Origin of the sequence: Pseudoxanthomonas sp. GW2 (genome assembly GCF_000283075.1) — a bacterium.
In the GTDB taxonomy this organism is placed as follows: Bacteria; Pseudomonadota; Gammaproteobacteria; order Xanthomonadales; family Xanthomonadaceae; genus Pseudoxanthomonas.
On record NZ_ALIP01000106.1, the window covers coordinates 1 to 17,831 of the forward strand.

Below are 17,831 nucleotides of genomic sequence, written 5' to 3' on the forward strand. Positions count from 1 at the left end.
CGGCGAGCCGCTGACCGGCCGCTTCTCGCCCGCCAGCGGCGCCTCCTTCCTGGCCCTGGCCAGCGGCGAGGACGAGACCCGCTTCGTGCTGGCGTCCTCGCATGGCTACGGCTTCGTGACCCGCTTCGAGAACCTCACCGGCCGCAACAAGGCCGGCAAGGCGCTGATCAACCTGGCGCCCGGCGCGACCGTGCTGCAGCCGGCTTTGGTCGGCAACCTCGGGACCGACCGCATCGTCGCGGTGACCAGCGCCGGCCACCTGCTGGCGATCCCGGCCGCCGAACTGCCGGAGCTGGACAAGGGCAAGGGCAACAAGCTGATCGACATCCCGCGCGCCAAGCTCGGCACCGAACGCGTCGTCGCCGTGGCCGCGGTCGGCCCGGCGCAGAAGCTGCAGGTCTACAGCGGCCAGCGCACCATGACCCTGTCGTTCAAGGACCTGGATGCGTATCTGGGTGCGCGGGCGACGCGGGGTGGATTGCTGCCGCGGGGGTGGCAGAAGGTGGATGGCCTTGACGTCGAGTAGCACGTCGTAGCCTGGCACCCGCAGCGTGCGGCGGCGCGGCAGGCGCCGTCGCAGGCATCCCGTGCAGTCCCGCGCCACCCCACAGGAGTCGCACGATGGAACCGGAATTCTGGCTGCAGCGCTGGCGCGAGGGCCGCACCGGCTTCCATCGCGACGCGGTGATGCCGCTGCTGGAAAAGCACTGGCCCAGGCTGGGAGCGGCCGACGGCGCGCCGGTATTCGTGCCGCTGGCCGGCAAGACCCTGGACATGCACTGGCTGGCCGCGCGCGGGCATGGGGTGCTGGGTTGCGAGCTGTCGCCGCTGGCGGTGGAGGCGTTCTTCGCCGAGGCCGGCCTGGTCCCGGAACAGGAACGGGACGCGGACGGGCTGCACCATCGCGCCGGCCGCATCGACCTGGTCGAGGGCGACGTGTTCGCGCTGGCCGACGCCACCCTGGCGCGGATGCAGGCGGTCTACGACCGCGCCGCGCTGATCGCCCTGCCGACCGCCCTGCGGCGCCGCTATGCCAGCCAGGTCTACGGCCGCCTGCCGCGCGGCTGCCGCGGCCTGCTGATCACCCTGGAATATCCGCAGGAGCAGATGCAGGGCCCGCCGTTTTCGGTGGCGGAAACCGAGGTCCGCGGGCTGTTCGCCGCGGACTGGGAGGTGGAGCTGCTGGAGCGGCGCGACATCCTCGCCCAGGAGCCGCGCTTCGTCGCCGATGGCGTCACCGCGCTGGCGACCGCGGTCTACCGCCTGCGGCGCCGCTAGCCCCGGCCCGCCAGCGGGGGCCGCGGCACCACGCCACGCTCAGCCGTGGGCCGGGGCGCCGTCGCCCTCGAGCTTGGACAGCTGGTAGTTCTCCAGCCCGATCATGCGGATCAGGCGCAGTTGCTGCTCCAGCCACCAGGCGTGGTCCTCCTCGGTGTCCTTGAGCTGGGCCAGCAGGATGTCGCGGCTGACGTAGTCCTGCCTTTCCTCGCACAGCTTCATCGCCGCGGCGAGGTTGGCACGCACCTCGTACTCCACCCGCAGGTCGGCCTGCAGCATCTCCACCACGGTGGTGCCGGGCTTGAACCCGTGCGGGCGCATGTCCGGCTCGCCTTCCAGGAACAGGATCCGGCGCAGGATCGCGTCCGCGTGCTCGGTCTCTTCCTGCATCTCGTGGTTGATGCGTTCGTACAGCGCCTTCAGGCCCAGGTCCTCGTACCTGCGCGAATGCAGGAAGTACTGGTCGCGCGCGGCCAGCTCGCCGCGCAGCAGTTCCTTGAGGCATTCGATGACTTCGGGGTCGCCTTTCATGGGGGTGCTCCGGTGGAACGCAGGGGCGCAGTGTGCCGCAAGCGCCGCGGCCATGTTTCAATCGGAATCAGTCGCAGTTGCACTGCCTTCGCACCCGCCGCCCACCGGGAGCCCCGCATGCGTCGATGGCTATTGCGCGCCGCCTGCGCGCTGCTGCTGGTCCTGTTGGCCCTGGCCGCGGCCGCCTGGCTGCTGCTGCGCGGCAGCCTGCCGCGCCTGGAGGGCAGCATGGCGCTGCCGGGCCTGGCGGCGCCGGCCACGGTGCAGCGCGATGCCCTGGGCATCGTCACCATCGACGCCGCCAGCGCCGGGGACGCCGCCCGCGCCCTGGGCTACGTGCACGCGCAGGAGCGCTTCTTCGAGATGGACCTGCTGCGCCGCGCCGCCGCCGGCGAACTGGCCGGACTGTTCGGTCCGCGGGCGCTGGACACCGACCGCAGGCGCCGCATCCACCGGCTGCGCGCCCGCGTGGAAGCGCGCCTGGATGCCTTCGCCGGCACGCGGATGCCGCAGCTGCAGGCCTACACCGAAGGCGTCAATGCCGGGCTGGAGGCACTGCCGGTGCGACCCTGGCCCTACCTGCTGCTGCGCCAGCCGCCCCGGCCGTGGCAACCAGCCGACACGGCCCTGGCCGGCTACGCCATGTACTTCGACCTGCAGGACGCGGAGAACCGCCGCGAGCTGGCGCTGTGGCGGCTGGGCCGGCGCCTGCCGGCACCGCTGCGCGAGCTGCTGCTGCACGACGGCAGCCAGTGGGACGCGCCGCTGCTGGGCCAGCCGCGTGGCGAGGCCGCGCTGCCGGACGCGGCGGCGGTCGACCTGCGCCGGCTGCCAGCTCCGCCCGCCGGCGGCCAGCCGCTGCACGAGCCTGCCAGCCCCGGCAGCAACAACTGGGCGGTGGGCGCCGCGTTGACCACCGACGGCCGCGCCATCGTCGCCGACGACATGCACCTGGGCCTGCGTGCCCCCAACCTCTGGTTCCGGGTGCGGCTGCGCTATCCAGACCCGGCCGCGCCCGGCGGCCGGGTCGACGTCAGCGGCTTCTCCCTGCCCGGCCTGCCGGCGGTGGTCGTGGGCAGCAATGGCCACGTGGCCTGGGGCTTCACCAACGCCTATGCCGACACGGCGGACTGGTTCCCGGTGCGCCCCTGTGGCGAAGGCCAGGCCCAGGACTGCGATCCGGTGGCGCGGCACGTGGAAACCATCCGCGTGGCCGGCGGCGACGACGTGCAGCTGGAGATCCGCGAGACCGCGGCCGGTCCGCTGGTCCACGCCGACATCGATGGCCAGGCCCTGGCCCTGCGCTGGGTGGCGCACCTGCCCGGCGCGCTCAACCTGGGCCTGGCCGGCTTCGCGTACGCGGCCGACCTCGACCAGGCCCTGGCGATCGCCGACCAGGCCGCGATCCCGGCGCAGAACCTGGTCATCGCCGACCGCCACGGCGCCATCGCCTGGCGCATCCTCGGCCCCTTGCCCGCCCGCGCACCCGGCTGCACCGGCCTGCGGCCCGACGGAAGCACCGCTACCTGCACGCCGTGGCCGCTCGCCAGCGCCAGCGTGCCGGTCCTGCGCGACCCGCCCGGGCAGCGCCTGTGGACCGCCAACGCCCGCACCCTCGACGGCGAGGCGCTGGCGCGCGTGGGTGATGGCGGCTATGCGCTGGGCATCCGCGCCTGGCAGATCCGCGAGCGCCTGCACGCGGCGGACCGTTTCGACGAGCAGGCGCTGCTGGCCATGCAGCTGGACGACCGCGCCCTGCTGCTGGAGCCGTGGCACGACCTGCTGCTGGGCGAAGCCCGGCGCGCGCCCGCGGGCTCGGCGCTGCGCGCCCTGGCCGATGCCGGCGGAGACTGGAACGGCCATGCCGCGCCGGAGTCGGTGGCCTACCGCCTGGTCCGCGCCTGGCGCCTGGCAGTGCACGCGCGCATTGCCCGCGGCCTGGCCGCGCCCGCGCTGGCACGGCTGGGGCCGGAGTTCGAGCTGCCTGCGTTGCCGCAGCTGGAAGGCGTGGCCTGGCCGCTGCTGCGGCAGCGCCCGCCGCACCTGCTTCCGGCAGGCTTCGACAGCTGGGAAGCGCTGCTGGAGGATGCCGCCGCCGAGGTGCGCGACGCGCTGGCCGCGGCCGGGCCCCTGGCCGCACGCCGTTGGGGCGAGGAAAACACTGCTCGCATCTGCCATCCGCTGTCCGCAGCCGTGCCCGCGCTGCTGGCCCGGCGCCTGTGCATGCCGGCCGACGAACTTCGCGGCGACCGCATCGTGCCGCGCGTCGCCGCGCCCGCGTTCGGCGCCTCGCAGCGCATGGTGGTGGCGCCCGGCCGCGAGCAGGACGGCCTGGCGCACATGCCCGGCGGCCAGGGCGGGCATCCGCTGTCGCCATTCCGCGGCGCCGGCCACGACGACTGGGTCCACGGCCGGCCCACCCCGTTCCTCCCGGGGCCGGCAAGATACACGCTCACCCTGCGGCCGGTCGCCGCGCGGGAATGAAACCACCGCAAGCACACCACCCATGCCGGATTCCACCCTCGATCCTGCCCTGCGACAGGCGCTGTCGCGCCGCTTCGAACGCATCGTGGTGTTCAGCGGCGCCGGCATGTCCGCCGACAGCGGCATCTCCACCTTCCGCTCCGGCAGCAATGGCCTGTGGCACGAGTTCGATCCGCAGCAGCTGGCCACCCCGCAGGCCTGGCGCCACGACAGCGCCCTGGTCTGGGGCTGGTACGAATGGCGGCGCGGGCTGGTGATGCAGGCCGCGCCCAATCCGGGCCACCTGGCCGTGGCGCGGATGCAGCAGGCCCTGGGCGCACAGGTGGTCACCCAGAACGTGGACGACCTGCACGAGCGCGCCGGCGTGGCCGACGTCCTGCACCTGCATGGCAGCCTGTTCGCGCCACGCTGCTTCGACTGCGCGGCTCCGCACCCGCTGCCTTCACCTCCGGGCGCGGCGCAGCGGCGGCTGGAGCCGCCGCGCTGCGCGCACTGCGGCGGTGAAGTGCGTCCGGGCGTGGTCTGGTTCGGGGAAATGCTCGACGACACCGTCTTGCGGCAGGCGCAGGAACGCATCGCCGGCTGCGACCTGTTGCTGGTGGTCGGCACCTCCGGCGTGGTCCAGCCGGCCGCCGGGCTGGTCGGGCTGGCGCCGCGTGATGCGGTGGTGGTCGAAGTCAATCCGCAGCCGGGCGCGCCGGGTGCGCGCCGTATCCACCGGCTGCCACTCAATGCGGCCGTGGGGCTGCCATGGCTGGCTGAGCTATTGCTGCGGCCCTGAAGCCCCCGCCGGGTTGGCGGGGCGCCAGGGTGGGTTGAGAGGCCGGGACTTCCACATGGCCGGCACACCGGCCCTCACCCCTCCTCTCTCCCGGGGAGAGAGGAGGGACAGCGGTGCGTCACCCCGCCAGTGCCTCGTTGTGCACGCCGGCCACCGCGCGGCCGGAGGGGTCTGCCATCTTCGCGAAGCTCGCGTCCCAGGCGATCGCCGCCGGCGAGGAGCAGGCGATCGACTTGCCGCCGGGCACCGTCTCCGCCGCGGCCTGGCCGGGGAAGTAGCGCTCGAAGATCGTGCGGTAGAAATACGCCTCCTTGGTCTGCGGCGGGTTGACCGGGAAGCGCTTGTCGGCCGCGGCCAGTTCGCGGTCGGAGACCTGCGCCTCGGCGTGCGCCTTGAGCCCGTCGATCCAGCCGTAGCCAACGCCGTCGCTGAACTGCTCCTTCTGCCGCCACAGGATCTCCGGCGGCAGGTAGCCGTCGAAGGCAGCGCGCAGGATGCCCTTCTCCATCCGCTGCGGGCCGGCATCGCCCTTGCGCACCATCTTGTGCGCGGCGTCCATGCGCATGGCCACGTCGAGGAACTCGCGGTCCAGGAACGGCACCCGCGGCTCCACGCCCCAGGCCATCATCGACTTGTTCGCGCGCAGGCAGTCGTAGTAGTTGAGCGCATCGAGCTTGCGCACCAGCTCCTCGTGGAACTCGCGCGCGTTGGGCGCCTTGTGGAAATACAGGTAGCCGCCGAACACCTCGTCGCTGCCCTCGCCGGACAGCACCATCTTCACGCCCATGGCCTTGATCCGCCGCGCCAGCAGGAACATCGGCGTGGACGCACGGATGGTGGTGACGTCGTAGGTCTCGATGTGGCGGATCACTTCCGGCAGCGCGTCCAGGCCTTCCTCGAAGGTGTACTCGAAGCCGTGGTGCACGGTGCCCAGGGCGTCGGCGGCGACCTTGGCCGCGGCCAGGTCCGGCGAACCCTTCAGGCCGATGGCGAAGGAATGCAGGCGCGGCCACCAGGCCTCGCTGCGGCCGCCATCCTCGACCCGGTGGCGCGCGTAACGCGCGGCCACCGCCGCCACCAGCGAGGAATCCAGCCCCCCGGACAGCAGCACGCCGTAGGGCACGTCGGTCATCAGCTGGCGGTGCACCGCCGCCTCGAACGCCTCGCGCAGCTCCTGCAGCGGCACCGACACGCCCTCCACCGCGGCGTAGTCGCGCCACGGCCGCTGGTAGTACTTCGTGAGCTCGCCGGTGGCGGTGTCGTACCAGTGCCCCGGCGGGAACTGGGCCACGTCCGCGCATTCGTCCACCAGCGCCTTCATCTCCGAGGCCACGCGCAGGCGGCCCTCGCGGTCGTGGCCCCAGTACAGCGGCACCACGCCGATCGGGTCGCGCGCGATGATGGCGCGCCCCCTGGCCTTGTCCCACAGGGCGAAGGCGAAGATGCCATTGAGCCGGTTGAGGAACGAAGCCGGCGCGTCCTCGCGGTACAGCGCGTTGATCACCTCGCAGTCGGAGGCGGTCCGGAACGCGTACGGCTGGCGCAGTTCGTCCTTCAGCAGGGCGTGGTTGTAGATCTCGCCGTTCACCGCCAGCGCCAGTTCGCCATCCTCCGACAGCAGCGGCTGCGAGCCGCCGGCCGGGTCGACGATGGCCAGGCGCTCGTGCACCAGGATCGCCCCTTCGTCCACGTACACGCCGCTCCAGTCGGGGCCGCGGTGGCGCTGGCGCTGCGACAGGTCCAGCGACTGCCGGCGCAGCTGCTGCAGGTCATCGCCCGGTTGCAGGCCGAAGATGCCGAAGATCGAACACATGGGAAGGGACTCCTGGATGTTGGCGCGTGGTGGTGGTCGCACTCCGGTGGCGGGCACAAAAAAACCCGCATCGGCCGATGCGGGTTTTCTCGTCCCCCGGGCAGTTCCTGCTTATGCCCGGTGGCGCCCCCGCATCGGCCGCGCACGGTTATTCGCCGCAATATTGTTGCGGTTGGCATTGGCCGGATTGGCGCGGCTGATCGAAGGCATGGGCCGCACGTTAACCCCGCGCCGGGCCCGCCGCAACCGTTGCCTTGGCAACTGACGCCTCGCTCACGCGGCGGCCCCAATACTCCGCCCACGGCGCATCCGGCGCCGGCCGCCGCACCGCCCGGGGAGACACCGCCTTGCATGAAACCAGTCGCCGCCTGACCCGCACCACCCAGGTCGTTACCCGCCTGGCGCGCCATCGCCGCATCCTGACCGGGATGGACTGGAGCCAGGCGCCGCCGGTGGAACCGACCGTGGCCCACGTATCGGAGGTCGCCGAGGCCAAGGCCTTCGCCGCCGACCTGGAGGCGCTGGGCCCGGCCTTCATCAAGCTGGGGCAATCCCTGTCCACCCGCCCGGACCTGGTGCCCGCGGCCTACATCGACGCACTGGACCGGATCCAGGACGAGGTCGCGCCGGTGCCGACCGCGGTGATCGAGAAGACCATCGAGGAGGAGCTGGGCGCCAAGGTCGGCCGCATCTTCGCCAGCTTCGACCCGGTGCCGCTGGCCGCCGCCTCGCTGGCCCAGGTGCACCGCGCGACCCTGCGCGACGGCCGCGAAGTGGCGGTGAAGGTGCAGCGCCCGGGCATGGAAGCCGCCATCCGCCTGGACCTGGAAGTGCTGGCCGGACTAGCCGGCACCGCCGATGCGCTGACCCAGGCCGGGCGCCGCCTGCGCTTCGCCGACTGGATCGCCGAGTTCCGCAAGATCCTGCTGCTGGAGCTGGACTACCGGCGCGAGGCCGAGAACCTGGAGCGCTTCCGCGAGCGCCTGTCCGAATACCCGCACCTGTTCGTGCCGGCGCCGGTCTGGGGCCTGAGCACCTGCAAGGTGCTGACCATGGAACTGGTGCACGGCGAGAAGGTCACCTCGGTCACCGGCCTGCAGCGCACCGAGCTGGACCTGCGCACGCCGGCTTCGGAACTGATGCGCGCCTACCTGGACCAGGTGTTCGTCAACGGCGACATCCATGCCGACCCGCACCCGGGCAACGTGCTGCTGTGCCGCGACGGACGCCTGGCGCTGATCGACCTGGGCATGGTCGCGCAGGTGGCGCCGCGCATGCGCGAGCGCCTGCTCAAGCTGCTGTTCGCCGCGGTCGACGCGCGCGGCGAGGACGTGGCGCGCGAGCTGGTGGCGATCGGCACGCGCCTGGAGCAATTCGACGATGCCGCCTTCAGCCGCGACACCGGGCAGCTGGTGGCGCGCTACGCCACCGGCGGCCGCCGCACCTCGGAGGGCCGGCTGCTGCTGGACCTGGTGGCCTGCGCGGCCGAACGCGGCCTGCGGGTGCCGCCGGAGATCAGCCTGCTCGGCAAGACCCTGCTCAACCTCGAGCGGGTGGCCGACGCGCTGGACCCGGAAATGGACGTGCGCGAGCTGGTGGAGGAACACCTGCAGTCGATCATGCGCAAGCAGCTGAGGCGCTCGTTCTCCAGCGCCAACATGGCCAGCGAGGCGCTTGAGGTGCAGGCGCTGCTGCGCGACGCGCCGCGCAAGATCTCCGACACCCTGTCGCTGCTGGCCGAGAACAAGATGCAGGTCCGCCTGGACGGCCTGGACCACTCCAGGATCATGGAGAACCTGCAGAAGATCGCCAACCGCATCGCCGCCGCGGTGGTGACCGCGGCGCTGCTGCTGTCCTCGGCGATGCTGATGAGGATCGAGACCAAGACGACCCTGTTCGGCTACCCGGTGCTGGCGGTGCTGCTGTTCCTGGTCGGCGCCGGGCTGGGCATCGCCATTGCGCTCAGCGCGCTGATCTTCGACCGCCGCGCCAAACCGGCCGAACGCAGCGGCCCGACCTGAGGCTCAGCGCGCGCCGGGCTGCAGCAACAGCCGCTCGAGCAGGCGCTGGTACAGGCCAGGCAGCGCCTCCAGCTCGGCCACCGACACGTGCTCGTCGACCTGGTGGATGGACGCGTTCACCGGCCCGACCTCGATGCACTGCGCGCCCAGCGGCGCGATGAAGCGCGCGTCGGAGGTGCCCCCGCCGGTGCTTTCCTCCGGCGGCGCGCCCGCCACTTCCGCCAGCACCTCGCGCGCGGCGCGGCGCAGCGGGCCTTCGGGCGTGTAGAACGGCTCGCCGCTGCGGTGCCAGCGCAGCTCGTAACCGAGCCCATGGCGGTCCAGCAGTGCGGCGATCTCCGCCTCCAGCCGCGACGCGTCCCAGTGCGGGTTGTAGCGCAGGTTGAACAGCACCTGCAGCTCGCCGGGGATCACGTTGTTGGCGCCGGTGCCGGCGTGGATGTTGCTGACCTGCAGGCTGGTCGGCGGGAAGCTCTCGTAGCCTTCGTCCCAGACCCGCGCCACCAGTTCGGCCAGCGCCGGCGCGGCCTGGTGGATCGGGTTGCGCGCCTTGTGCGGATAGGCGACGTGTCCCTGCACGCCCTTCACCGTGAGCGTGGCCGACAGGCTGCCGCGGCGCCCCACCCGCAGCAGGTCGCCCAGCCTGGCGGTCGAGGACGGCTCGCCGGTGATGCACCAGTCGATCCGTTGCCCGCGCTGGCGGAAGGTCTCGGCCACGCGGCGCACGCCGTCGATGGCATCGCCCTCCTCGTCCGAGGTCAGCAGCAGCGCCAGCGTGCCGGGATGGCCGGGATGCGCGGCGACGAAGCGCTCGGCCGCGACCACGAACGCGGCCACGCTGCCCTTCATGTCGGCCGCGCCGCGGCCGTACAGCACGCCGTCGCGCACCTGCGGCTGGAATGGATCGCTGGCCCAGGCCTCGCGCGGGCCGGGCGGGACCACGTCGGTATGTCCCAGCAGCACCAGCACCGGGCCCTCGCCGCTGCCATGCGTGGCCCACAGGTTGTCGACCTGGCCGTAGCGCAGCGATTCGCAGGCGAAGCCGGCGCGCCGCAGGCGCGCGGCCAGCAACGCCTGGCAGCCGGCGTCGTCCGGCGTCACCGAGGGACGCGCGATCAGTTCGCAGGCCAGGTCCAGGACTTCGCTCATGCTCTCGATCCGTATCCGGGTTGCGGCCGGCCGCCGCGGTATGGCCTCAGCCGACGCCGAACAGCTTCTTGAAGCCGTTGTCGGAGAAGCCCTGGCTGAAGCTGCCGTCCTCCCGGACCACCACCGGGCGGCGCACCAGCTGCGGATGCTCGCGCAGCAACAGCTTCCACTCCGCCTCGCTGCCCGGCGACTTGCGGTTCTCCGGCAGCTGGCGCCAGGTGGTGGAGGACTTGTTGACCAGGGCATCGAAGCCGCCGGCCTTGCCCGCCCACTCCACCAGGGTCTCCGGCGAGGGCTTGTTGTCGCGGTAGTCGACGAAGGTGTACGGCACGCCGAAGCGGTCCAGCCACTTGGTCGCCTTCTTGCAGGTATCGCAGTTCTTCAGGCCGTAGATCGTGTTGCTCATGCAGTCTCCGGGGCGCGGCCGCGCTCAGCGCGCGACCACGGGCAGTTCGATGTAGCTGGCGGCGTCGGCCGAGTGGTGCACGGCGTTCTCCGCCACCACCGGCTCGGACTCGGTCTCGTTCGCGCCGCCGGTGTTGAGGTTGCGGGCGAACTTGGGGAAGTTGGAACTGGTCACTTCCACGCGGATGCGGTGGCCCTTGCCGAACTGGATCGAGGTGGCGATCGGGGTCGGCCGCAGCTCGTAGACCTGGCCCGGCTGCATCAGCCGCGGCGACTCGTAGCCGTCGCGGTAGCGCGCGCGCAGCATGGTGTCGCCGACGATCCACGCGGTGCCGTCCGGGGCCACGTCCACCAGCTTCACCGCAAAGTCGGTGTCCGGCGCGCTGGAGGAGACCTTGAGCACCGCGTCGACGAAGCCGGTCACTTCCAGCGGCTGCTCCAGCGGCTCGCTGGTGTAGACCAGAACATCGTGGCGGGCCTCCACCTGGCGCTGGTCGAAGGCGCCGGGCGTCACCAGGCCGCCGTTGCAGCAGTCGCCGCCGCCGATGGTCTGCACCGGGTTGGCCGGGTCGTAGACAAAGCGGTCGGCCGGCGCGCCGGCGGGCGGCGGTCCGGGCGACAGCCGGCCGTCGCCGTGCAGCGAGTTGGCGCGGCCGTCCGAATGCAGGTACAGGCGCAGCGGCCTGGCCGCCTTCGGCGGCCACTGCTCGTCGGCCTGCCACTTGTCCAGGCCGATGGTGAAGTAGCGCACCTTCGGCGTGCTGGACGGGAAGGCCTTCTTCTCGCCCTTCAGCCAGCGGTCGAAGAACGCCCAGATCTGCTCGCTGACCGGGAAGCTGGCGTCGCCGACCTTGCGCGCGCCGACCGTGTAGTCGGGGCCCAGCTGCCAGAACTGGCAGTGCGGGTTGGGGCCGACCACCACGTACTGGTTGGCGCTGGCCTCGGCGTCGGTGCCGGCGTTGCGTGCGTGGTTGAACAGCTCCAGGTTCGGGCCGATGGACACGTCGTACCAGCTGTTGAACCACAGCGCCGGCACGCCCCAGCCCATGGAGTCGTGGTACAGGCCACCCTGTTCCCAGGCCGGGTCGGCCGGGCCGTTGCGGCGGATCAGCGCCTCGAAGGTCGCCGGCGGCTCGCCCAGCGAGGACAGCAGTTCGCTGTACGGCAGGTGCCAGATGTGCCTGGCCCAGTCGACCTTGGGCTTGGTCGCGTGCAGGTCGTTGTACTGGGCCACGCGCGCACGCAGCGGGCCGTCGAGGTCCTGCGGCAGCTGCGCGCGCAGCGGGTTGTCCACCCCGTACATCCACACCGCAAACAGGATGCGCGGCACGCCGCCGGTGTAGAAGTTGCCCTGCTCGCGGAAGCGTCCGACCTTGCCGATGCCGGCGCCGGCGGCCATCGGCACCATCGCCGCGTGCGCCGGGTGGTCCAGCGCCGCCAGCGCCAGCTGCCATTCGGCCGAGGACGAGCAGCCCAGGGTGCCGACCTTGCCGTTGGACCAGGGCTGGGCCGCGATCCAGTCCAGGGTGTCCCAGCCGTCGGTCTGCGGATGGCCGAGGATCTCGTAGTCGCCCTGGCTGAAGTAGCGGCCGCGCTCGTTCTGCACCACGAAGGCGTAGCCGCGGCGCACGGCCTCGATCGCCAGCTGCGCCGAGCGCCCGCGCGGGTTGTGCTCGTTGTACGGGGTCTTCCACAGCACCGTCGGCAGCTTGCCGGTGGCGCCCTTCGGCCGCCAGACGTTGGTGGACAGGCCGACGCCGTCGCGCATCGGCACCAGCACCGCGGTCTCGGCCTCGGCGATCTCCGCCAGCTCGGCGCGCAGGCCGTCCTCGCTGTAGCGGGACAGCTCCCCGGCGCATGCCAGCGGCACCACCGCCGCCAGCACCGCCGCCAGCCAGCCAACCCGCTTCCCCTTCCTGCGTTCCGCCTTCATGGGCATTCACCCCCCGGGAGTGGACGATCTGGATCCTCAGCCGCGCAGCAGCTCGTTGATGCTGGTCTTGGCGCGGGTCCTGGCGTCGACCTGCTTGACGACCACCGCACAGTACAGCGAATGGCTTCCGTCGGCAGCCGGCAGCGAGCCGGACACCACCACGCTGTACGGCGGCACGTAGCCATAGCTGATCTCGCCGGTGGCGCGGTTGTAGATGCGGGTCGACTGGCCGAGGAACACGCCCATGCCGATCACGCTGTGGTGGCCGACGACCACGCCCTCCACCACCTCCGAGCGCGCGCCGATGAAGCAGTGGTCCTCGATGATGGTCGGGCTGGCCTGCAGCGGCTCGAGCACGCCGCCGATGCCGGCGCCGCCGGAGATGTGGCAGTGCTTGCCGACCTGCGCGCAGGAACCGACCGTGGCCCAGGTGTCGACCATGGTGCCCTCGCCCACGTGCGCGCCGATGTTGACGAAGCTGGGCATCAGCACCACGTCCTTGCCGAAGTAGGTGCCGCGGCGGGCGACGGTGCCCGGCACCACGCGCACGCCGAGCTTGCGGAACTCGGCCTCGCCCCAGCCCTGGAAGCGCAGCGGCACCTTGTCCCAGTACGGGCCGGGCGCGCCTTCCATCACCACCATGTCGTTGACCCGGAAGTACAGCAGCACGGCCTTCTTGAGCCATTCGTTCACCTGCCAGCCGCCGTTGCCGTCCGGCTCGGCCACGCGGAACTCGCCGCTCTCCAGGCCGCCGATCACGCGCTCGACCAGCGGCCGGGTGGAGCCGTCGATCTCGTCCAGGGTCAGGCTGGCGCGGCGTTCGAACGCGTCCTCGATCGAGAAGCGCAGCTCGGCCAGGCCGGGCTTCTCGGCGGCGGCGACGGCGCGCTTGCGCGGCGCGGCGGGCTTGCGGGTGGCGGGGGTCTTCTTCGGCGTCGTTGCCATCAGCGTGCGGCTCCTGTGCTGTCGGGATCCAGCCGCGTGCGGAGCTCGGCGCGCAGGGCCTCCTGCGCGGCGCCGTCCAGCGGCCGGTCATGCTCGTCGGTGATCTGGAAAAGGTCCTCGGCGCGCTCGCCGAAGGTGGCGATGCGCGCGTCGTGCACGCGCAGCCGGCAGGCGCGCAGCGCCAGCGCCACCTCCGCCAGCAGGCCCGGGCGGTCCGGGCAAACCAGCGACAGCAGGCTGCGGCGGCCGTCGGCGGTGGTGTTGAACTCCACCGTCGGCGGGAAACGGAAATGGCGCAACTGCCGCGGCGCGGCGCGCCGGGTGGCGCGCACCTGGTCCAGCTCGCCGGACAGGGCCTGGGCCAGGGCCGCCTCCAGCTGCACCGGGTCGCCGCTGGCGAAGCTGTCGGCCGGCAGCACCTCGAAGGTGTCGAACACGGTGCCGTTGGGGCCCATCAGCACGCGCGCCTGGTGGATGCCGTAGCCGTGCCGGTCCAGGGTGGCCACGATCGCGGCGAACAGGCCGTCGCGGTCGGGCGAATGCACGAACACCTCCAGCGCGGTGCCGGCGATGCGCCGCACCGCGACCCGGGTGTCGCCCATGCGCACGTCCACCAGCAGCATGGTCTGCCAGGCCAGCTGCTCGGGTCGGAAGCGCAGGAAGGCCTCGTCCGGCATCTGCGCGAACTGGCGGTCGATGGTGGCGTCGTCGAAGCCGGCCGCGTGCACCAGGGCACGGGTCTCCTCGCGCGCCTCGGCCACCCGCGCCTCCACGTCCAGCGGCGCCTCCAGGCCCTCGCGCAGCATGCGCCGGGTGGCCAGGTAGAGGTCGGCCAGCAGGCGGTCCTTCCATGCGTTCCAGACCTTGGGGCTGGTGCCGGCGATGTCGGCGCAGGTCAGCAGGTACAGGTAGTCCAGGCGCTCGCGCTCGCCCATCAGGATGGCGAAGCGGCGCACCACCTCCGGGTCGGCGATGTCCTGCTTCTGCGCGGTCACCGACATGCGCAGGTGCTGCTCCACCAGCCAGGCCACGAGCCCGGTGTCGGACTCGCTGAGCCCGTGCGCGGCGCAGAACTCGCGCGCGTCCACCGCGCCCAGCTCGGAATGGTCGCCGCCGCGGCCCTTGGCGATGTCGTGGAACAGGCCGGCCAGCAGCAGCAGCTCGGGTTTGCGCAGGCGCGGCCAGACCTCGTGGGCGATGGAGAAGCGCTCGTCCGGCTGGCCGCTGGCGAAACCCGCCATGTTCCGCAGCACCATCAGGGTGTGCTGGTCCACGGTGTAGGCGTGGAACAGGTCGAACTGCATGCGCCCGGAGACCCGGGCGAAGGCCGGCAGGTACTGGCCGAGCACGCCCAGCCGCGCCAGCCGGGTCAGGGTCTCGACCGGGCGCGGCCCGCGCAGCAGGGCCATGAAGCGGGCGCGCGCCGCCGGGCCGGCCTCGGTATAGGGCGGCAGCCGCGGCAGCGCCTCGGCCAGCGCGCGCGCGGTGCGCGAGTGCAGGCCGCGGATCTCCGGATGCGCGGCCCAGGTCGAGAACAGCCCCAGCACCTCGCGCAGGTCGCCCTCCGGCCAGTACGGCGCGGCGGCCGCGAGGTAGCCGCGCTTGAGCCCGAAGTCCGGGTTCAGCGGCACCGCCTCGGCCTCGCCGTCGAAGGTCTCCTCGAAGCGCTGCAGCAGCCGGTCGCTGATCCGGCGCACGATCGCGGCGCTGCGGTAGAAGCCCTGCATCATCTTCTCGACCGCCAGGCTGTGGGCGTCGTCCTCCAGCCCCAGGCGCCGCGCCAGCAGCTTCTGGTAGTCGAAGCCCAGCCGCTCCTCGGGGCGCCCGGCCACCAGGTGCAGGCCGAAGCGCAGGCGGCCCAGGGCGCGGCGCTCGCGCGCCAGCGCCGCGGCCTCGTCCTGGCCCAGGTGGCCCAGCTCCACCACCGCGTGCAGGTCGCTGACGCCGAACGCGCGCAGCGCCATCCAGCCCAGGGTGTGCAGGTCGCGCAGGCCGCCGGGGCCGTCCTTGATGTTGGGCTCGAGGTTGTCGGAGGTGTCGCCGAAGCGCTGGTGGCGCGCCTGCAGCTCCTCGCGCTTGGCCAGGAAGAACTCGCGCGGCGGCCATACCCGCTGCGGGGAGATGGCGTCGGCCAGGGCCGCCTGCGCGGCGGCGTCGGCCACCAGCGGGCGCGCCTCCAGCAGCGCGGTCATCACCGTCTGGTCGGCGGCCGCGGCGGTGCACTCGGCGGGCGAGCGCACGGCGTGGCCGACCGGCAGGCCGGCGTCCCATGCCAGGGCGAAGAAGCGGGAAAGCGCGGCCTCGTGCGCCTGCTGCGCGCCGGCCTCGGCCAGCACCAGCAGGTCGATGTCCGAGCGCGGGAACAGTTCGCCGCGGCCGTAGCCACCCACCGCGAACAGGGCCAGCCCGGGAGCCTCGCCCAGGCAGCGCGCCCAGGCCTGGCGCAGGACCAGGTCCACCGCGCGCGCGCGCAGCGCCAGCAGGCGGTCGATGTCGGCCTCGGGGCCGTAGCGGCGGGCCAGCCGCGCGTCGGCGGCGGCCAGCTGGGCGCGGGCGGTGGCGGCCCAGTCGGCGTCGCTGGTCGCGGCGACGCCAGCCACGTCCACCGGGCCGGGACCGCTCACGCCGGCGGCTGCTGGCCCGGCGCCAGCGTCAGCACGTCCACCCCGTCCTCGGTGACGGCGACCATGTGCTCCCACTGCGCGGAGAGCTTGCGGTCCTTGGTGACCACGGTCCAGCCGTCGGGCAGCACGCGGGTGTAGCGGGTGCCCTCGTTGATCATCGGCTCGATGGTGAAGGTCATGCCCGGCTTGAGCACCAGGCCCTCGCCCGGGCGGCCGTAGTGCAGCACCTGCGGCTCGTCGTGGTAGACCTTGCCGATGCCGTGGCCGCAGTACTCGCGCACCACCGAGAAGCGCTCGGATTCGGCGTAGCTCTGGATGGCGTGGCCGACGTCGCCCAGGGTGGCACCCGGCTTCACCGCGCGGATGCCGCGCCACATCGCCTCGAACGTGGTCTCGACCAGGCGCCGGGCCATCACCGACGGGGTGCCGGCGTAGTACATGCGGCTGGTGTCGCCGTGCCAGCCGTCCTTGATCACGGTGACGTCGATGTTGACGATGTCGCCGTCCTTGAGGACCTTGGTGGCGCTCGGGATGCCGTGGCAGATGACGTTGTTGACGGAGATGCAGGTGGCCTTGGGGTAGCCCCGGTAGCCGACGTTGGCCGGGATCGCGCCCTGCACGTTGACGATGTAGTCGTGGCAGATGCGGTCCAGTTCCTCGGTGCTCACCCCCGGCTTCACGTGCGGGGTGATCATTTCCAGCACCTCGGCGGCCAGGCGGCCGGCGACGCGCATCTTCTCGATTTCTTCGGGGGTCTTGAGGTGCAGGGTCATGGCGGGGATTATCGCCTATTCGCGCCCCTCCGGCGGCCCTTCCGCGCCCGCACGCGGCCTGCCACGCCCCCGCACCCCGGGCCGTTTGCCCCGCCCCCGCCCCGGCAGGTATACTTCCGCGTCTCTGTTTGCCCCCGCCAGGGGGACGCCCACGCCGGGCGCAGGGTACCGGGCTCCGTCCCGGCCGGCGAATACACACCTGACGCCAATGCCCGTGCCGGGGTGCCTGCCAGACAGGTTCGGCCACGGAAGCGCCAGGGAGGCCCAACCCCGGAACCCATGCCCGCGGCGCCACGCCCGGGCGCCCGCACATTGCCCAGACAGGCCGCGGGGCGGTTCCACTGCCAGGAGTTCTGCAATGCCCCAGATCACCATGCGCCAGATGCTGGAAGCCGGCGTCCACTTCGGCCACCAGACCCGTTACTGGAACCCGAAGATGGCCCCGTACATCTTCGGTGCGCGCGGCAAGATCCACATCATCAACCTCGAGAAGACCGTCCCGCTGTTCCAGGACGCGATGAACTTCATCTCGGGCATCGCGCAGAAGCGCGGCACCATCCTGTTCATCGGCACCAAGCGCAGCGCGCGCGACGCCATGAAGGAAGAGGCCGAGCGCTGCGGCATGCCGTACATGACCCAGCGCTGGCTGGGCGGCACCCTGACCAACTTCCGCACCGTCAAGCAGTCGGTCGCCCGCCTGAAGGAGCTGGAGGCCGCCGAGACCGACGGCACCTTCGAAAAGCTGGTCAAGCATGAGGTCCTGGGCCTGCGCCGCGAGCGCGAGAAGCTGGAAGCCTCGCTGGGCGGCATCAAGGACATGAACCGCCTGCCCGACGCCCTGTTCGTGATCGACATCGGCCACGAGGACATCGCCATCAAGGAAGCCAAGAAGCTGGGCATCCCGGTGGTGGCCGTGGTCGACACCAACTACGACCCCAACCTGGTCGACTACGCGATCCCGGGCAACGACGACGCCATCCGCGCCGTGCAGCTGTACGCCCGCGCCGCCGCCGACGCGGTGCTGGAGGGCAAGGCCGCCGCCCCGCACGCCGCCACCGTGACCGAGAGCGACTTCATCGAGGCCGACGAGGCCA

The 17,831-nt window shown here is 72.2% G+C and carries 15 protein-coding genes; 7 read left to right on the forward strand and 8 right to left on the reverse strand.

What is annotated here, in order from left to right:
* Both B351_RS16515 and B351_RS0108415 read left to right on the forward strand, forming a co-directional pair.
* The coding region (locus tag B351_RS16515) for a DNA gyrase C-terminal beta-propeller domain-containing protein (RefSeq protein WP_019398595.1) at positions 1 to 526 on the forward strand (526 nt) is incomplete at its 5' end.
* A gap of 95 nt (positions 527 to 621) precedes the next feature.
* A complete protein-coding gene (locus B351_RS0108415) occupies positions 622 to 1,278 on the forward strand; it encodes a thiopurine S-methyltransferase (protein ID WP_019398596.1) in 657 nt (218 codons plus the stop codon).
* Between the two features lie 39 nt (positions 1,279 to 1,317).
* On the opposite strand, the gene bfr is transcribed toward B351_RS0108415, so the two are convergent.
* Positions 1,318 to 1,809 carry a bacterioferritin gene (bfr, locus tag B351_RS0108420; protein WP_019398597.1) on the reverse strand — a complete coding sequence of 164 codons (492 nt, stop codon included), beginning with the start codon at positions 1,807 to 1,809 and terminating at the stop codon, positions 1,318 to 1,320.
* A 117-nt stretch (positions 1,810 to 1,926) separates the two neighbouring features.
* Between bfr and B351_RS0108425 the strand changes: the two genes are divergently transcribed.
* Both B351_RS0108425 and B351_RS0108430 read left to right on the forward strand, forming a co-directional pair.
* Positions 1,927 to 4,293 carry a penicillin acylase family protein gene (locus B351_RS0108425; protein WP_026010514.1) on the forward strand — a complete coding sequence of 789 codons (2,367 nt, stop codon included), beginning with the start codon at positions 1,927 to 1,929 and terminating at the stop codon, positions 4,291 to 4,293.
* 22 nt (positions 4,294 to 4,315) lie between these two features.
* Positions 4,316 to 5,074 carry an NAD-dependent deacylase gene (locus B351_RS0108430; RefSeq protein ID WP_019398599.1) on the forward strand — a complete coding sequence of 253 codons (759 nt, stop codon included), beginning with the start codon at positions 4,316 to 4,318 and terminating at the stop codon, positions 5,072 to 5,074.
* A 118-nt stretch (positions 5,075 to 5,192) separates the two neighbouring features.
* On the opposite strand, the gene asnB is transcribed toward B351_RS0108430, so the two are convergent.
* The gene (asnB, locus tag B351_RS0108435; RefSeq protein ID WP_019398600.1) at positions 5,193 to 6,887 is read right to left on the reverse strand and encodes an asparagine synthase B; all 1,695 of its coding nucleotides are present in this window, start codon (positions 6,885 to 6,887) and stop codon (positions 5,193 to 5,195) included.
* On the opposite strand from asnB, the gene B351_RS17625 reads away from it, so the two are divergent.
* Both B351_RS17625 and B351_RS0108440 read left to right on the forward strand, forming a co-directional pair.
* Positions 6,868 to 7,152 carry a hypothetical protein gene (locus B351_RS17625; protein ID WP_125076563.1) on the forward strand — a complete coding sequence of 95 codons (285 nt, stop codon included), beginning with the start codon at positions 6,868 to 6,870 and terminating at the stop codon, positions 7,150 to 7,152. The genes asnB and B351_RS17625 overlap by 20 nt on opposite strands.
* Positions 7,153 to 7,315: 163 nt before the next feature.
* On the forward strand, positions 7,316 to 8,908 hold the full coding sequence (locus tag B351_RS0108440) for an AarF/UbiB family protein (RefSeq protein ID WP_019398601.1): 1,593 nt from the start codon (positions 7,316 to 7,318) through the stop codon (positions 8,906 to 8,908).
* Positions 8,909 to 8,911: 3 nt separating this feature from the next.
* Here B351_RS0108440 and dapE read toward each other — a convergent pair whose 3' ends face one another.
* Genes dapE through map form a run of 6 tightly spaced genes read right to left on the reverse strand, consistent with a single transcriptional unit; the run spans position 8,912 to position 16,737 of the window.
* The gene (dapE, locus tag B351_RS0108445) at positions 8,912 to 10,057 is read right to left on the reverse strand and encodes a succinyl-diaminopimelate desuccinylase (protein ID WP_019398602.1); all 1,146 of its coding nucleotides are present in this window, start codon (positions 10,055 to 10,057) and stop codon (positions 8,912 to 8,914) included.
* Between the two features lie 46 nt (positions 10,058 to 10,103).
* Positions 10,104 to 10,463: an arsenate reductase gene (locus B351_RS0108450; RefSeq protein WP_019398603.1), complete on the reverse strand. Its 360-nt coding sequence runs from the start codon at positions 10,461 to 10,463 to the stop codon at positions 10,104 to 10,106.
* Positions 10,464 to 10,487: 24 nt separating this feature from the next.
* Complete coding sequence (locus tag B351_RS0108455) at positions 10,488 to 12,395, reverse strand: CocE/NonD family hydrolase (RefSeq protein WP_019398604.1); 1,908 nt, start codon at positions 12,393 to 12,395, stop codon at positions 10,488 to 10,490.
* Between the two features lie 36 nt (positions 12,396 to 12,431).
* Entirely contained in the window at positions 12,432 to 13,340 is a 909-nt protein-coding gene (gene dapD, locus B351_RS0108460; RefSeq protein WP_019398605.1) for a 2,3,4,5-tetrahydropyridine-2,6-dicarboxylate N-succinyltransferase, read from the reverse strand.
* Positions 13,340 to 15,964 carry a [protein-PII] uridylyltransferase gene (gene glnD, locus B351_RS0108465; protein WP_019398606.1) on the reverse strand — a complete coding sequence of 875 codons (2,625 nt, stop codon included), beginning with the start codon at positions 15,962 to 15,964 and terminating at the stop codon, positions 13,340 to 13,342. The genes dapD and glnD overlap by 1 nt, the downstream gene beginning before the upstream one ends.
* Positions 15,961 to 16,737, reverse strand: coding sequence for a type I methionyl aminopeptidase (gene map / locus B351_RS0108470; RefSeq protein ID WP_019398607.1), 777 nt, complete (start codon positions 16,735 to 16,737; stop codon positions 15,961 to 15,963). Before map ends, glnD begins: the two co-directional genes overlap by 4 nt.
* A gap of 358 nt (positions 16,738 to 17,095) precedes the next feature.
* On the opposite strand from map, the gene rpsB reads away from it, so the two are divergent.
* On the forward strand, positions 17,096 to 17,831 hold a 736-nt coding region (gene rpsB, locus B351_RS0108475; protein ID WP_019398608.1), incomplete at its 3' end, for a 30S ribosomal protein S2.